This window comes from Priestia sp. D3YE.R1 (assembly GCF_049199565.1).
GTDB lineage: Bacteria > Bacillota > Bacilli > Bacillales > Bacillaceae_H > Priestia > Priestia aryabhattai.
This window is the reverse complement of sequence record NZ_JBLTHW010000001.1, coordinates 623,107-639,463: the sequence shown is the minus strand read 5'-3', so window position 1 is coordinate 639,463 and position 16,357 is coordinate 623,107. Positions and strand designations below refer to the sequence as shown.

At 41.5% G+C, this 16,357-nt stretch carries 14 protein-coding genes; 1 reads left to right on the top strand and 13 read right to left on the bottom strand.

Annotated elements, in window-relative coordinates:
- Positions 1 to 60 precede the first annotated feature (60 nt).
- The 5 genes from rpoZ to ACOZIR_RS03305 all read right to left on the bottom strand — a co-directional run bounded on the left by rpoZ (position 61) and on the right by ACOZIR_RS03305 (position 4,927).
- A complete protein-coding gene (rpoZ, locus tag ACOZIR_RS03325) occupies positions 61 to 282 on the bottom strand; it encodes a DNA-directed RNA polymerase subunit omega (RefSeq protein WP_013058926.1) in 222 nt (73 codons plus the stop codon).
- Between the two features lie 2 nt (positions 283 to 284).
- Positions 285 to 899 (bottom strand): guanylate kinase, encoded by a 615-nt coding sequence (gene gmk / locus ACOZIR_RS03320; protein WP_013058927.1) that lies wholly within the window; start codon positions 897 to 899, stop codon positions 285 to 287.
- Between the two features lie 13 nt (positions 900 to 912).
- Positions 913 to 1,173 carry a DUF370 domain-containing protein gene (locus ACOZIR_RS03315; RefSeq protein WP_013084831.1) on the bottom strand — a complete coding sequence of 87 codons (261 nt, stop codon included), beginning with the start codon at positions 1,171 to 1,173 and terminating at the stop codon, positions 913 to 915.
- A 46-nt stretch (positions 1,174 to 1,219) separates the two neighbouring features.
- Positions 1,220 to 2,095, bottom strand: coding sequence for a YicC/YloC family endoribonuclease (locus ACOZIR_RS03310; RefSeq protein ID WP_310878429.1), 876 nt, complete (start codon positions 2,093 to 2,095; stop codon positions 1,220 to 1,222).
- Between the two features lie 153 nt (positions 2,096 to 2,248).
- Positions 2,249 to 4,927: a calcium-translocating P-type ATPase, SERCA-type gene (locus ACOZIR_RS03305; protein WP_310878428.1), complete on the bottom strand. Its 2,679-nt coding sequence runs from the start codon at positions 4,925 to 4,927 to the stop codon at positions 2,249 to 2,251.
- Between the two features lie 141 nt (positions 4,928 to 5,068).
- Here ACOZIR_RS03305 and ACOZIR_RS03300 point away from each other — a divergent pair, with 141 nt between their 5' ends.
- Positions 5,069 to 6,781 (top strand): Rqc2 family fibronectin-binding protein, encoded by a 1,713-nt coding sequence (locus ACOZIR_RS03300; RefSeq protein ID WP_074677331.1) that lies wholly within the window; start codon positions 5,069 to 5,071, stop codon positions 6,779 to 6,781.
- A gap of 47 nt (positions 6,782 to 6,828) precedes the next feature.
- Here ACOZIR_RS03300 and pyrE read toward each other — a convergent pair whose 3' ends face one another.
- The 8 genes from pyrE to ACOZIR_RS03260 are packed head-to-tail and all read right to left on the bottom strand — an operon-like array spanning position 6,829 to position 16,338.
- Positions 6,829 to 7,467 carry an orotate phosphoribosyltransferase gene (pyrE, locus tag ACOZIR_RS03295; protein WP_045290198.1) on the bottom strand — a complete coding sequence of 213 codons (639 nt, stop codon included), beginning with the start codon at positions 7,465 to 7,467 and terminating at the stop codon, positions 6,829 to 6,831.
- Positions 7,464 to 8,186 (bottom strand): orotidine-5'-phosphate decarboxylase, encoded by a 723-nt coding sequence (gene pyrF / locus ACOZIR_RS03290; protein WP_028411462.1) that lies wholly within the window; start codon positions 8,184 to 8,186, stop codon positions 7,464 to 7,466. The genes pyrE and pyrF overlap by 4 nt, the downstream gene beginning before the upstream one ends.
- Positions 8,158 to 9,099, bottom strand: coding sequence for a dihydroorotate dehydrogenase (locus ACOZIR_RS03285; protein WP_045290200.1), 942 nt, complete (start codon positions 9,097 to 9,099; stop codon positions 8,158 to 8,160). Before ACOZIR_RS03285 ends, pyrF begins: the two co-directional genes overlap by 29 nt.
- On the bottom strand, positions 9,096 to 9,869 hold the full coding sequence (locus ACOZIR_RS03280; protein ID WP_034265289.1) for a dihydroorotate dehydrogenase electron transfer subunit: 774 nt from the start codon (positions 9,867 to 9,869) through the stop codon (positions 9,096 to 9,098). The genes ACOZIR_RS03285 and ACOZIR_RS03280 overlap by 4 nt, the downstream gene beginning before the upstream one ends.
- Positions 9,866 to 13,078, bottom strand: a complete 3,213-nt coding sequence (gene carB / locus ACOZIR_RS03275) for a carbamoyl-phosphate synthase large subunit (RefSeq protein ID WP_045290203.1) — start codon at positions 13,076 to 13,078, stop codon at positions 9,866 to 9,868. The genes ACOZIR_RS03280 and carB overlap by 4 nt, the downstream gene beginning before the upstream one ends.
- On the bottom strand, positions 13,078 to 14,163 hold the full coding sequence (locus tag ACOZIR_RS03270; RefSeq protein ID WP_028411464.1) for a carbamoyl phosphate synthase small subunit: 1,086 nt from the start codon (positions 14,161 to 14,163) through the stop codon (positions 13,078 to 13,080). The genes carB and ACOZIR_RS03270 overlap by 1 nt, the downstream gene beginning before the upstream one ends.
- On the bottom strand, positions 14,148 to 15,437 hold the full coding sequence (locus tag ACOZIR_RS03265) for a dihydroorotase (RefSeq protein ID WP_310878426.1): 1,290 nt from the start codon (positions 15,435 to 15,437) through the stop codon (positions 14,148 to 14,150). The genes ACOZIR_RS03270 and ACOZIR_RS03265 overlap by 16 nt, the downstream gene beginning before the upstream one ends.
- Positions 15,400 to 16,338 (bottom strand): aspartate carbamoyltransferase catalytic subunit, encoded by a 939-nt coding sequence (locus ACOZIR_RS03260; protein WP_013058938.1) that lies wholly within the window; start codon positions 16,336 to 16,338, stop codon positions 15,400 to 15,402. The genes ACOZIR_RS03265 and ACOZIR_RS03260 overlap by 38 nt, the downstream gene beginning before the upstream one ends.
- Positions 16,339 to 16,357: the final 19 nt, after the last annotated feature.

The following is a 16,357-nucleotide window of genomic DNA, read 5'->3' as shown; positions in this document are numbered from 1 at the left end:
GAATACAAACAAAAGCATCAAAAAAATAACAACCTATAAAGTAGGTTGTTATTTTTTCACTTACTGATGTTTAGAGTCTTCTTCTGCTACACCTTGCTTATAGCTTAATTGTTCAGCATTAATTTCTTCTAAAGCACAGCCTACAAACTTATAAGAAACCGGCTTTTCAATCGGCGTATCATTGTGAAGCTGTAATTGACGAGCACGTTTTGCAGCTACTGTCACAAGCGTGTACTTAGAATCTAATTTTTCCATTAGAGAATCAATTGATGGATAAAGCATGTTTATTCTACCTCCAGCATTCTTTTATAGCGCGCAGAAATACGATCACGACGGCAGTGTTCAGCCGTTACGATAGCACGGATGCGAGCACAAGCATTTTCTACTTTGTCATTTTCTACAACATAATCGTAGGCGTCCATAAGTTCAATTTCTTCTTTTGCCACGCGCATACGGTTATTGATTAAGTCTTCTGTTTCAGTACCGCGGTTTACGATACGACTTTTAAGCTCTGATAAACTCGGCGGTGCCAAGAAGATGAACAAACCTTCTGGAAATGCTTCTTTCACTTGAAGAGCACCTTGCACTTCAATTTCTAGAAATACGTCTTTTCCTTCAGATAACGTTTGTTCTACATAATCAACCGGGGTACCGTAGTAATTGCCTACGTATTCAGCCCACTCTAATAATTTCTTGTTTTCAATCATGCGCTCAAACTCTTCGCGTGGTTTGAAGAAATAGTCAACGCCGTCTACTTCACCTTCGCGGGGCTTTCTTGTTGTTGCAGAGATAGAATACTGCAATTTAATGTCTTCTTGCTCAAACAATGCTTTTCGTACCGTTCCTTTTCCAACACCTGATGGTCCGGAAAGAACAATTAATAAACCTCTTTCAATCATCGGTTCAAGTGACCTACCCTTCTAATAATTCTTCTTTGTTTATAAGTCGCTGCGACACAGTTTCTGGCTGTACAGGAGCTAAAATAACATGATCGCTATCCATAACAATAACAGATCGTGTTTTGCGTCCTTGCGTTGCATCTATTAAAGAGCCTCGATCTTTTGCATCTTGAATAATGCGTTTGATTGGAGCTGATTCAGGATGAACGACAGAGATTATACGATTAGAAGAAATAAAATTCCCAAATCCAACGTTCACTAATTTACCGCTCATAAGAAGCCTCCTGCTATACCAATATAATCTTTATCTTCCACGAAGGCTATTCAATATTTTGAACTTGCTCTTTTATGCGTTCTAATTGTGTTTTCATACTAATAACATACTGAGCAATAGTACCATTGTTTGCCTTCGCACCGATTGTATTCATTTCACGATTCAGCTCTTGAACAAGAAAATCCAGCTTGCGTCCTACTGAATCAGGTGTATTTAATGCTTGAATAAATTGTGATACATGACTTTGAATTCGCGTAAGTTCTTCGCTAATATCTGCTTTTTCAGCAAAAATAGCTACTTCAGTCAGCACTCGCTGCTCATCGAAAGTACCTTCTAAATAGTCGCTCAGCTTTCTTTTAATACGCTCGCGATATTGTTCAGCAACTTCAGGAGCAAGCTGTGTGATTTTTTCGCGAATGTCTTGAATATCCTGTAAGTATCCCATTAAATCGTGATACAGCTCTGATCCCTCTCGTTTCCGCATATCCACTAACTGATGAACAGCAGCTTCAACGGCTTCAAAGATTGCACCATGAATACTCGTCTGATCAGCTTCTTCTTCATAAGTTGTCATCACTTCAGGCATGTGTAAAATGTCTCGAATTTGAACAGATTGTGATAGCCCGTGCTTTTCTTTCACTTGCTGCAATGCATTCATGTATTCATCAAGCAGCTGCCAATCCGTCTGCAGTTTCTTTTTTGCCATTTCTTCACCTGAAATAGTAACAAATACTTCTACTCTACCACGTTTTATGTATGTTTGAACGATTTTTTTTATTTTATCTTCAATTTCAATTAATTGTCTTGGCATACGGATAACAATTTCACAAAAACGATGATTAACAGACTTCATTTCCACTGTTACTGATCGATTTTCCACTTCCGCTTTTCCGCGGCCAAAACCAGTCATACTTTTTATCATTATCATCACATCCACTATGTACATCTTACATAAAAAGTATCATAAAAGAAAGTGTTAGCAAAAAAAAGAAATCTCTCTTCTTTATTCAACCTGTAAAGGCTGCCTTCATGAGTTTTCTCATTTGGGACAGCCTGTATTAAAGTATAGCACAATTTATGAAGGTTTTCTTGTTAAAAGTGAACCAGCAAGTAAAAAAGTTGGAAGGCTTGCAAGTCCTAAAATAACGAGCCATTCCCGCGGTGCAATGGCCATTGTATGGAAAATAGGCTGCAGCGGCGGATAGTAGATGGCCACCAGCATAAGGATAATAGATGAAATAACAGCTCCTACAAGATATAAGTTCTGAAATGGATTCCGATCAAAAATTGATTTTTCACTTCGGCAGTCAAATACGTGAATAAGCTGTGCCATGACAAGCGTGGCAAATGCAATCGTCTGAGCATACTGCAGCCGATCTGGATCATTGTCGTAGACAATCATGAACGCAGCAAGTGTAGCAGCTCCAATTAAAAATCCACGGCTGACTACTTTCCATCCTAATCCTCTTGCAAAGATACCTTCGCGCGGATGCCTTGGATGGCGCTTCATCACGTTGTCCTCTGGCTGGTCTAAGCCAAGAGCCATCGCAGGCAAACCGTCTGTTACTAAGTTTACCCATAGTATCTGAATCGGCACTAGCGGAAGCGGAAGTGCTAAAATCATCGCAAAGAGCATAACTAAAATTTCTCCTACATTTGATGCAAGCAAGTAACGGATAAACTTCCGAATATTTTCATAGATATTTCGCCCTTCTTTGATCGCTGATTTAATAGTGGCAAAATTATCATCAAGCAAAACGAGCGAAGACGCTTCTTTTGCTACGTCTGTCCCGGTGATGCCCATCGCAATGCCTATGTCTGCTGCTTTAATAGCCGGTGCGTCATTTACGCCGTCGCCCGTCATCGCTACAATGTGATCTTTTGCTTGAAGAGCTTTAACAATTTTAAGCTTATGCTCAGGTGATACCCTCGCATATACATAAACATCATCTACTACTTCTTCTAGCTCTTCCTGCGTCATTTTGGATAAATCCGTTCCTTCCAAGACTTGACCGTTTTTCGGTAAAATTCCGAGCTGTTTTGCAATCGCCTGTGCTGTAATAACATGGTCCCCTGTAATCATAACGGTTTTGATGCCTGCGTCTCGGCATTCTTTGACCGCTTGCTTGACCTCTGGTCTTGGCGGATCAATCATTCCTTGAAGCCCGAGGAAAGTCAGGTCTTTTTCTGCTTCCTTCTCTGTATGAACACTCTCATGGTCTCCTAACGGCCGATAAGCAATAGCAATGGTTCGAAGCGCTTGGCTAGCTAACTGATCAATCGCTCCTTTTACTTCATTATGAACCGTTACCGACAGCGTTTGTTGTCTGCTTTCCCACAGAACATTTTTGCTGTTTATAAGCAGCACATCCGGAGCACCTTTTGTTATAACATAGCGCTTATGAGATGCGTCTTCAATGACTACACTCATCATTTTACGCGTTGAATCAAATGGAAACTCTTCAATAATCGTAAACTGTTTTTGAATATTTTCTTTTGTCAGCCCTGCTTTCATCGCGGCAACAAGCAAAGCCGCTTCAGTAGGGTCCCCGTCGATAACATATTCTTTATCTTTTCTCGAAATGGACGTTTGATTGCAAAGCAGACCAAACACCAAAAGCTGCTGCAGCGGTTTTTCACTCCGTGTATCCACTTCTCTTTCCTCTCGTGAAAATATGCCAGTAGGTTCATACCCTGTCCCTGATACTCTCCACGTCATCCCTCCCGACCAGAGGTGAGTAACCGTCATTTTATTTTGCGTTAATGTGCCCGTTTTGTCTGAGCAAATGACTGACGCGCACCCTAGTGTCTCAACAGCAGGAAGTTTGCGAACAATGGATCTTTGCTTAATCATGCGCTGTACACCAAGAGATAGCGCTACGGTTACGATGGCAGGAAGACCTTCGGGTATGGCAGCAACAGCTAAGGACACTCCCGCTAAGAACATACTGTATAAATCATGGCCTTGCAGCACACCAATACTGACAACTAATACAGTAAGTGCAAGAGCTACAACGATTAAAATTTTGCCTAATTGCTCTAATTTCCGTTGAAGAGGAGTAATCATGGCTTCAGCATTTTGAAGTAAATCAGCAATTTGTCCCATTGCTGTTTTCATTCCAATCCCTACAACGATACCTGTTCCGCTTCCTCGCGTTACAAGGGTACCCATGAACGCCATATTGTCCTGATCTCCAAGCGGTACTTCATCTCCTGACAATGCTTTTATTTGCTTAGCAACAGGCAAAGACTCTCCCGTAAGCGCTGATTCTTCAATTTCTAGACTTTTGACTTCCATAATCCGAACGTCAGCTCCGATACGGTCTCCGCTCGAAAACTTTACAATGTCTCCTACTACCAGCTCTTTAGATGGTAACTTAACCCACTTCCCTTCACGCATGGCTGCTACTTGAGGAGCAGAAAGCTCTTTTAATGCATGAAGAGATTTCTCTGCTTTTCTTTCTTGGAAGAACCCTAAAAATCCATTAATTACCACAATGGCAATAATAGCAATCGCATCGATGTATTCTCCTAAAAGCCCTGAAATAAGCGTGGCAGCTAGTAAAACCAGTACCATAAAATCTTTAAACTGCTCTAGAAACACAAGAATGGCTGGTTTTTTCTCTCCTTCAGTCAATTCATTAAACCCTTGTTGCTGCTGACGTGCTTTTACTTCTTTGTGTGTAAGACCATGCTGCCTGTCTGTTTTTGTTACTTCTACTATTGCTTTTTCACCTAATTCATACCATTTCATTGCATCTTTTCACACCCTTTTATTTGTAAATGCACCTATTAGATTGTTACAATCTTATATCGTATGCTTATTCAGACTCGTCCTAAAAAATGCTATACTTTTCTATAGGACAATTTTCAATTACTTAAGGATGTGAGCACTATGTCATTTGATGGTATTTTTACATATGGCATTTTACAAGAATTATCTGAGACCTTGGTTTCAGGACGAATTTCAAAAATATATCAGCCGTTTCCAAACGAGTTGATTTTACAAGTACGCGCTAAAGGTGAAAACCGCAAACTTTTAATCTCAGCTCACCCTAACTATTCACGCGTTCATTTTACAAATGAGCCCTATGAAAATCCATCTGAGCCTCCTATGTTTTGTATGCTTCTTCGCAAACATTTAGAAGGAAGCATTATTGAACAAGTGTATCAGCTTGGATTAGACCGCATTTTAGTCATTGAAACAAAAGGACGAAATGAAATCGGCGACGTGACGTACAAGCAGCTTATTATTGAAATCATGGGAAGACATAGTAATGTTGTACTGGTAGATAAAGAAAAACAAACGATTATCGACAGTATTAAGCATGTTCCAATGGCCTTGAACAGGCACCGTACGCTTCTACCCGGAGCTCCTTACGTACTGCCTCCTAGCCAAGATAAGCTTCATCCATTTGAAGCCGATGAAGAAACGGTGGTTAAAAAAATCGATTTTAATAGCGGAAAGTTAGCCAGTCAGCTAGTGCAGACCTTCTCGGGGCTTTCTCCTTTAATTGCAAATGAAGTGGTGTTTCGCTCTGGCTTAGCGAATCGTTCTACCCTTCCAAAATCATTTGTCGAAACCATGACGCTGATCAAAGAAGGTCAGTTTACACCGACTCTGACAACCGTTAATCAAAAAGACTATTTTTATTTACTGGAATTAACGCATTTAGAGGGTACGAAAAAAACGTATGCAACCATCAGCGAGCTTCTTGACCGCTATTACTACGGGAAAGCAGAACGAGATCGTGTAAAGCAGCAAGCGCATGATTTAGTACAGTTTATTTCCACTGAGAAAAAGAAAAATGAGAAAAAAATAAAGAAACTTGAGCAAACGCTGCAAAATGCAGAAAAAGCATCTGATTATCAGCTAGCCGGTGAACTCCTTACGGCAAATTTACACCTTGTCAAAAAAGGAGATGCGAAAGTGGATGTTATTAATTATTATGATGAAAATAGCGGTACACTTACGATTTCATTAGATCCGCAAAAATCACCGTCTCAAAATGCTCAAAGCTATTTTACAAAGTATCAAAAAGCGAAAAATTCCGTTTCGATTGTAATCGAACAAATTGAAAAAGCAAACGAAGAAGTACAGTATTTTGAATCGCTTATTCAGCAAATGGATACCGCTTCTCACAAAGACATTGCAGAGATTCGCGAAGAGCTTGTGGAAGAAGGATATTTGCGCAACCGTCAGCAAAAACAAGCAAAAAAACAAAAGAACACAACTCCTTCACTTGAACAATATGTTTCAAGCGACGGCACGACGATTTTAGTTGGAAAAAACAATAAGCAAAATGAGTATTTAACAAATCGCCTTGCTGCTCGTGATGACGTTTGGTTTCATACGAAAGATATACCGGGTTCTCACGTTGTTATTCGCAGCCAAGAGCCTTCAGAAGAAACAATTTTAGAAGCGGCTCACCTTGCTGCTTACTTTAGTAAAGCCAAGAATTCAAGTTCGGTACCAGTGGACTATACAAAAATTCGCCACGTAAAAAAACCAAGCGGTGCTAAACCTGGTTTTGTGACGTACGATAATCAGCAAACGGTGTACGTAACGCCTAGCGAAGAACTTGTACTGAAGCTGCGTCAGTCATAATAAAAACCCCCTTTCTATATAAAATATAGAAAGGGGGTTTTTTTAGTTTAATTCATCCATGAAGGATCTGAAGGATTTTCACGCCATTTAAATAGCTTTTCCATCGCTGCTTCTTCAATGTATCCCGCTTCGTTTGCCGCCTCTACTAGCGTAGAGTAGTCTGTTAAAGAATAAACTTGAAGTTCTTTTTCTTTAAACAGCTGACGAGCTTTTTCCAGCTCATATGTAAAGATAGAAACAACTCCCAGTACTTCACAACCCTGCGCTTTTAATGCGTCGACTGCGGTAAACACACTTCCGCCAGTTGAAATCAAATCTTCAATCACAACTACTTTTTGACCTTTTGTTACTTTTCCTTCAATTTGGTTTCCTTGACCATGTTCTTTTGCTTTGCTTCGCACATAGCACATTGGAAGCTCTAGCGCTTCACTTACCCATGCTGCATGAGGAATGCCAGCTGTAGCTGTACCAGCAATCACTTCTGCATTGGCAAAATACGTTTTAATTAAATGCTGCAGACCTTTTGCAATTTCTTTTCGCACTTTTGGGTAGCTAAGCGTTAGACGGTTGTCACAATAAATAGGCGACTTAATTCCAGAGGCCCACGTAAACGGATCGTTCGGTTGAAGGCTGACTGCCTCAATATCAATTAATTGTTTTGCAATTTCTTTTCGTAGTTTTGTCATCGCGTAATACGCTCCCCTTTCCACTGCTGTAACATCTCATAATATGCTTTAAGCGGGTCTTTTGCTTTAGTAATAGAACGTCCAACCACAATGGCACTTGAGCCATATTCTCTCGCTAGCTGAGGCGTTGCTACGCGGACTTGGTCATCTACTGAATCTGCGCCCATACGAATACCCGGCGTTACGGTCAAAAAGTCCTCTCCTGCTGCTTTTCGAATCGAAGGCACTTCATGAGTAGAACATACAACGCCGTCTAGTCCGCTTTTTTTAGCAAGCGCTGCATAATGCGTAACCACTTCTTGCATCGAGTGGGTAATGAGCTGCTGCTCTTTTAGCATTTCATCCGATGTACTCGTTAGCTGAGTAACCGCAATACAATCCGGACGCTTTTTGCCAGCAGCGGTTCCTAAGTCAAGTCCTTCAACGGCTGCTTGCATCATATTCGTTCCGCCGGCTGCGTGAACGTTAACCAAATCCACTTCAAGAGAAGCCAAAGACTTCATTCCTTGCTTTACCGTATTTGGAATATCATGAAGCTTTAAGTCTAAGAAAATCTGGTGGTTTTGCTCTTTTAATGCAGAAATAATGGATAGCCCTTCTTTATAAAACAGTTCCATGCCTACTTTCACAAATAATGACTCTTGTTGAAAAGGCATTAAAAACTGCTGTACATCGTTAATTGATGAAAAATCAAGAGCAATGATTAACGGTTGCTTCACGCTTTTTCCAGCTCCTTCCGATACATTCTGAAACATGCTCGTACCCTAATGATGCTAATAGCCTTGGCAGTTCGTCAATGATGGTTGGGCATACATACGGATCAACAAAGTTTGCTGTACCAACCGCTACTGCACTTGCACCTGCATATAAGAATTCAAGTGCATCTTCAGCATTCGTCACTCCGCCCATACCGATAATTGGAATGTTTACTTTTTGGCTCACTTCATACACCATTCGAATCGCTACCGGTTTAATTGAAGGTCCTGACAGTCCGCCTGTGCCGTTCGCTAAAACTGGCTGCGCTGTTTTCAAATCCAGACGCATCCCGAGAAGCGTATTGATCATCGTTAAGCCATCCGCTCCAGCTTCTTCAACAGCCATTGCCATGTCTACAATATTGGATACGTTTGGTGATAGTTTAACATAAACTGGAACATTTGAAACATCTTTTACTGCTTTTGTTAAACGAGCAGCGATGACAGGATCTACGCCAAACGCAATTCCGCCTTCCTTTACGTTAGGACATGAAATATTCAATTCAAGTGCTTTCACATTTGATACGGTTGAAATCTGTTTTGCCACGTGCACATATTCTTCAATTGAAGCGCCGGCTACGTTCGCGATAATCGGCACATCATATTGCTGAAGCCAAACGAGCTCTTCATTCATTACTTTTTCTAGCCCAGGATTTTGTAATCCAATCGCATTTAACATTCCTGCAGATGTTTCCGCTACGCGAGGAGTTGGATTGCCAAAACGAGTTTCAGCAGTAGTCGCTTTAATCATAATGGCTCCAAGTGCATCAAGTGAATAAAATTGAGCATACTCACGCCCAAATCCAAAGCAGCCGGATGCTGGCATAATTGGATTTTTCAAATCTAACCCTGGCAATGTCGTTTTTAGCATACTCATAGAAGCACCTCCCCTGCTTGAAAGACGGGACCGTCGCTGCAGATTTTTTTATACGCCGTAGAATCTTCACTTTCCCTGCATACACATGCAAAGCAAGCGCCGATTCCACAGCCCATTCTTTCTTCTAAAGAAATGTAAAGCGGCTTGTTTGTATAATTATTTTCTAGTGCTTTTAACATCGGAGTTGGACCGCATGAAAACATAACGTCATATGAAAATTGATGCTCGTCAATCACCGTTGTGACAAAACCTTTTGTTCCGTAAGAGCCGTCTACCGTTGCAATATATGTTTCTCCTAAAGCTAAAAACTCTCGTTCATAAAATACGTCTGCTTTTGATTGAAAACCTAGGACGTGAATAACCTGCACGCCTTTTTCACGAAGTCTTTTTGAAAGCTCATAGAGCGGAGGCACTCCAATGCCTCCCCCTACTAATAAAGCCGTTTGACCCGACTCTATCGCATCTAATGGAAAACCGTGGCCAAGGGGACCTAACACGTCAATCGACTGTCCGGCTTGTTTTTCAGCGAGCAGCGATGTTCCCGCCCCTTCTGCACGGTAAATCATCGTAAACTGTTCGTGCGTTTGGTCAATTTCTGCAATACTGATTGGTCTGCGAAGCAGTGGCAAATAGTCGTTGTTGACGCGGATATGCACAAACTGCCCCGGCTCATTCATGAAACGAACAAGCTCGCCTTGAAGGGTTAATTCATATACATTGTGTGTTAACGGTCGCTGACTGACGACTTGCATCATTTCATGTTTGATCATACGGTTGTCACCTCTTTGGTTGGACGAACTTTTTTCATTGGCGTTGTATGGAAGCTGATCGTTTCAAGCACTCGTAAAATTGCTTCTGCTGTATCAAGTGATGTTAAGCAAGGTACGCCATTTTCAACTGCTTCACGGCGAATTTTAAATCCGTCACGCGCAGGCTGTTTTCCTTTTGTTAGCGTGTTGATGACCAGCTGCGCTTCACCTTTTCGTATCACATCTAAAAGATTGTGATCTTCATGATGAATTTTATTTACTATTTTTACGCGAATGTCTTCTTTTGTAAACGTTGAAGCTGTTCCTTCCGTTGCAATCACTTGGTAGCCAATATTAGCAAAGCGCTTTGCTAACGCTGTTGCCTCTTCTTTATCTTTATCCGCTACTGTCATAAGTACTGAACCGTACGGCTTAATGGACATACCTGACGCAATTAGTCCTTTATATAATGCTTTTTCGTACGTTGAATCTTGCCCCATTACTTCTCCAGTAGATTTCATTTCAGGTCCAAGCGTAATATCTACGCGGCGCAGCTTTGCAAATGAGAAGACCGGCACTTTTACGTAGACGCCTTCTTCTTCAGGGTGCATGCCTGATTCATAGCCAAGATCTTTTAAACTTGTTCCTAAAATGACTTTTGTTGCCACATTCGCCATCGGAATACGCGTGATTTTACTTAAGAACGGCACCGTACGGCTTGAACGAGGATTTACTTCAAGAACAAACACTTCTCCTTTTGATAAGACGAACTGAATGTTAAGCAGTCCAATAATGTTTAAGCCTTTTGCAATTCGTGTTGTGTAATCAATGATTGTATCTTTTACGTCCTGTGACAGAGTTTGCGGTGGATATACAGCGATGGAGTCGCCTGAGTGGACACCCGCGCGCTCTACATGCTCCATGATCCCTGGGATAACCACTGTTTCACCGTCTGAAATGGCATCGACTTCAATTTCTTTTCCCGTTAAGTAGCGGTCGATTAATACAGGATGATCAGCGTGTACTTTCACCGCGTGTTTCATATAATGAAGCAGCTCTTCTTCTTTGTACACAATTTCCATCGCGCGTCCGCCCAGTACGTACGAAGGACGTACAAGCACCGGATAACCAATTTCTTTTGCGACAACCACTGCTTCTTCAACTGAAGTAACCGTCTTTCCAAGCGGCTGAGGTACTTCTAAACGCGCTAGCGTCGCTTCGAATTTTTTACGGTCTTCCGCTGCATCTAAGCTTTCAAGCGACGTACCTAAGATCTTGACCCCTCTTGCTTCTAGCTCATCCGCTAAGTTGATTGCTGTTTGACCACCGAACTGTACAACCACACCTTCTGGTTTTTCTAAATCGATGATATGCATCACATCTTCAATCGTCAGCGGCTCGAAGTATAATTTATCTGAAATACTGAAGTCAGTTGATACTGTTTCTGGATTGTTATTGACAATAATCGCTTCGTATCCAGCTTCTTTAATCGCCCACACCGAGTGAACCGTTGCATAGTCAAACTCAATTCCTTGCCCGATGCGGATCGGACCTGATCCTAACACTACAACGCTTTTACGATCTGTAACAATCGATTCATTTTCATCTTCAAATGTACCGTAGAAATATGGTGTTGTAGATTCAAATTCTGCTGCACATGTATCTACCGTTTTGTATACTGGCATCACGCCATTTTGTTTGCGGAAGTCATATACTTCACGCTCTGTTTGTTTCCATAGCTTAGCAATCGTGCAGTCTGCAAATCCCATTTCTTTTGCTTCCTGTAAAACTTCTACGTTATGAATCTCTTCTTTTAACACATTTTCAAAAGCAATCACTTTTTCAAGTTTTACGAGGAAGAAAAGATCGATTTTGCTCCACTCGTGAATTTGCTGAATTGTTACGCCGCGGCGAATGGCTTCTGCGATGTAGAATAATCGCTCATCGCCAGCCTTGCGAATACGTTTTTCAATAATGGCATCATCAAATTCATGCGCATCTTTCAGCTCTAAGTGATGAACGTTTGACTCAAGTGAGCGTACGGCTTTTAAAATTGACTCTTCGAACGTGCGGCCAATTGCCATTACTTCCCCTGTTGCCTTCATCTGTGTACCTAGTTTACGGTTAGCTGATTCAAATTTATCAAACGGCCAGCGTGGAATTTTAGATACGATGTAATCTAGTGCCGGTTCGAAACATGCGTATGTCTTCCCAGTTACCGGGTTCATCATTTCATCTAATGTTAAGCCTACCGCAATTTTTGCTGCTAATTTTGCAATTGGATACCCTGTTGCTTTTGATGCTAAAGCCGACGAGCGGCTTACACGAGGGTTTACTTCAATTACGTAATACTGGAAGCTTTCTGGGTCTAGTGCTAGCTGAACGTTACATCCGCCTTCGATTTTAAGCGCTCGGATAATTGTTAGTGACGCATTTCTAAGCAGCTGATACTCACGGTCGCTTAGCGTTTGGCTTGGTGCTACAACAATTGAATCTCCCGTATGAATACCGACCGGGTCAAAGTTTTCCATATTACATACTACGATCGCATTATCGTTTGCATCGCGCATTACTTCATATTCAATTTCTTTAAAGCCTGCAATGCTTTTCTCAAGTAAGCACTGTGTTACAGGACTGTGTTTTAATCCACTTGTTACAATTTCAATCAGCTCTTGCTCGTTGTCACAAATTCCGCCTCCCGTACCGCCAAGCGTATAAGCAGGACGCACAATTACCGGATAGTTTACTTGTTCAACAAACGCATATGCTTCGTCTAGCGAATGAATGATTTCACTTGCTGGGACAGGCTGATTTAGTTCATTCATTAATGAACGGAACTGCTCACGGTCTTCAGCTTGTTCAATCGCCGATAATTTTGTCCCGAGAATTTCTACATTAAATTCTTCTAAAATGCCTGTTTCATGTAATTCTACCGCTAAGTTCAGCCCCGTTTGACCGCCAAGCGTTGGAAGCAGTGCATCCGGGCGTTCTTTACGAATAATTGAGCTTACAAATTCAACCGTTAGAGGTTCAATATATACTTTGTCTGCCATTTCTGAATCTGTCATGATTGTTGCAGGATTGGAGTTTACAAGAATAACTTTGTATCCTTCTTCTTTTAACGCAATACATGCTTGCGCTCCTGCATAGTCAAACTCTGCCGCCTGTCCGATGACGATTGGTCCTGATCCGATTACGAGAATTGTGTTAATATCTTGACGTTTTGGCATTAGCAATTACCTACTTTCTGATTGTTTTTCATAAGATCCATAAATTCGTTGAACAATCCGTTTGCATCTTCAGGTCCCGGTGATGCTTCAGGGTGATATTGAACCGTAAATGCCGGATATTCTTTGTGCTTTACTCCTTCAACTGTTCCATCGTTAAGCGCAACGTGTGTCACTTCTAATGGCGTGTTGACAAGAGATGGCTCACACACTGTATAGCCGTGGTTTTGAGATGTAAGAGCTACTTTATTAGTTTTTAGATCCTTTACAGGATGGTTGGATCCACGATGACCAAATTTCATTTTTTCTGTATCTGCTCCGCATGCTAGGGCAAACAGCTGATGTCCTAAACAAATTCCAAAAAGCGGAACCTTCCCTAAAACCCCTTGAATCATCTCGATTGCTTCAGGTACATCTTTTGGGTCTCCAGGTCCGTTGCTTAACATGATTCCATCTGGATTTAATTGAAGAATTTCTTGCGCAGTTACGTTATAAGGAACCACAATCACGTCGCATTGACGAGCTGTTAATTCACGTAAAATTCCGTGTTTCATTCCAAAGTCAACGAGTACCACTTTTTTACCTCTGCCTGGGCTTGGGTACGGCTTCACCGTTGATACTTTTTTAACTGAATCCGTCGGAAGTTCATGATTTTGAAGCTGTGCTACCACTTCTTCTACATTGACTTCCATGCTGCACACGCGTCCGCGAAGCGCACCGTGCTGACGAATTTTTCGCGTTAATTTTCGCGTGTCGATTCCAGCTAATCCTGGAATATCTTTTTGTTTTAAAAATTCATCTACTGATAGTTCACTTCTGAAGTTTGAAGGAGCATCACAAATTTCTTTTACAATCAAACCGTGTACAGCTGGTTCAATCGACTCAAAGTCATCGCGGTTAATACCGTAGTTTCCGATTAAAGGATATGTTAATGTCACAATTTGTGCACAGTATGATGGATCAGATAGAATTTCTTGATATCCTGTCATTCCCGTGTTGAAAACAACTTCTCCTGTCATTTCTTTGTCGCTGCCGAATCCTTTTCCGATAAATACTGTTCCATCTTCTAAAATTAGTTGACGTTGCATGCTTTAACATCCTCCCATACTCGTTTACCTTCTACTAATGTCATTACCGGCCAACCTTTGCATACCCAGTTAGCAAACGGCGTGTTTTTACCTTTGGATACAAATTCTTCTGGATTAATTGCTTTTTCTGTTTCAAGATCAATGATGGTTAAATCCGCTGTTTTCCCCGCTTCAATCGTGCCATAAGGAAGATTGAATGTTTCAGCCGGCTTGTTTGTTAAATACGATACTAGCTGCTCTAGCGTCATTACTTCTTTTAATACCAAGTTTGTATAAAGAAGCGGGAAAGCTGTTTCAAGTCCCACAATCCCAAAAGGCGCAAGCTCCATGCCTTCTGCTTTTTCGTCCGCTGTGTGCGGTGCGTGATCAGTGGCGATAAAATCAAGCGTTCCGTCTAATAAAGCTTCAATTAATGCCTGTTGATCATCTTTTCCTCGAAGGGGCGGATTCATTTTGAAATTCGAATCAAGTCCCGGGATATCTTCTTCATTTAGTAACAGATGATGAGGCGTTACTTCTGCGGTTACGCGAATCCCTGCTTTTTTCGCATCACGAATGGCGCGAATGGATTCCTTTGTACTTACGTGACACACATGATAGTGACAGTTTGCTGCTTCAGCAAGCAGGACATCTCGTGCAATTTGAACGGCTTCGCAGATAGAAGGGATACCGTTTAGTCCATGTTCTTTTGCGAATTTCCCGTCGTGTACGCAGCCTTTGTTAATTAAATCATTATCTTCACAGTGTGCAACGATTGCTTTGTTCAATGAAGCGGCTTTTTTCATCGCTTCTAGCATCATTCCTGTCGACTGAACCCCTACTCCATCATCTGTAAAAGCAAATGCTCCCGCTTCTTTTAAGCCTTCAAAGTCCGTTAGTTCTTTTCCCAATTGACGAGTAGTAATTGATGCGTACGGCAATACGCGCACATGTGCTGTTTCTTCAATGCGCTTGTTTACCCACTCCATTTGTTCAACAGTATCAGGAACTGGACGAGTATTGGGCATTGCAGCAATTGCTGTAAAACCGCCCTTTGCAGCTGCTAGAGTACCTGTTTCAATCGTTTCTTTCTTTTCTCCTCCTGGCTCACGCAAGTGAACGTGAACATCGATTAAACCCGGTGATAAGAAGTTCCCGCCTGCATCAATGACTTCTTCATTCTGTACGTCAATGTGTGAAGCTATTTCAGCAATTACACCATTTTCAATTTTCAGTTCGACTTTTTCAATTTTCCCTTCATTTAACCATGTAGCATTTTTGATAATTGTTGTCATTATTAAGTCCCCTTTCAATTGGTTGTAGCGCTCTTGCTAATACTGCCATGCGAATGTACACGCCATTTTGCATTTGTTTAAAAATTCTTGAGCGTTCACATTCAACGAGCTCATCTGCAATTTCGACTCCTCTGTTCACAGGAGCTGGATGAAGAATAATGCTATGTGATTTCATTTTTCGCTCTCGTTCAACGGTTAATCCGAAGCGGCTATGGTAGTTTTGTGCAAGCTCTGAAGTGTTCTCTTCATGCCTTTCAAATTGAATACGCAGTAGCATCACAACATCGACCGTTTCGATTGCTTCATCGATATCAAGATATGTACCGTGTCTGTTCTCTTCATCTTTCCATTCTTCAGGTCCCGCAAAATATACGGTCGCCCCTAGTTTTGTCAGCATTTCAGCATTCGATCTCGCTACGCGGCTATGTCGCAAATCTCCGACTATTGCGACTTTTAATCCTTTAAACGAGCCGAACTCTTGGCGAATCGTCAGTAGATCAAGCAGACACTGAGTTGGATGCTGACCGCATCCGTCTCCTGCATTAATGATGGGAATCGATACTTTTTCCTGCAGTGCTTCATAATAACGATCTTGCGGGTGGCGAATAACAACTGACTGAACGCCGATTGAAGCTAATGTTTCAATCGTGTCATAAAGCGTTTCTCCTTTTTGGACGCTTGAAGTTGTTACTTCAAACGGAATTGTTGTTAATCCTAGCTGCTGTTCTGCCATTTCAAAGCTGCATCGAGTACGCGTGCTCGCTTCAAAAAATAAGTTGGCAACAAACATTTTCTCTTCCGGTTTCCATCCTTGTTTATTCGTTCGATAGTTTTCAGCGCTGTCTAAAATCTCTAGAATTTCATTTGTTTCTAGTGTTGAGACTGTCACTAAATGTTTCATATCGATTCCCTCCATTTTT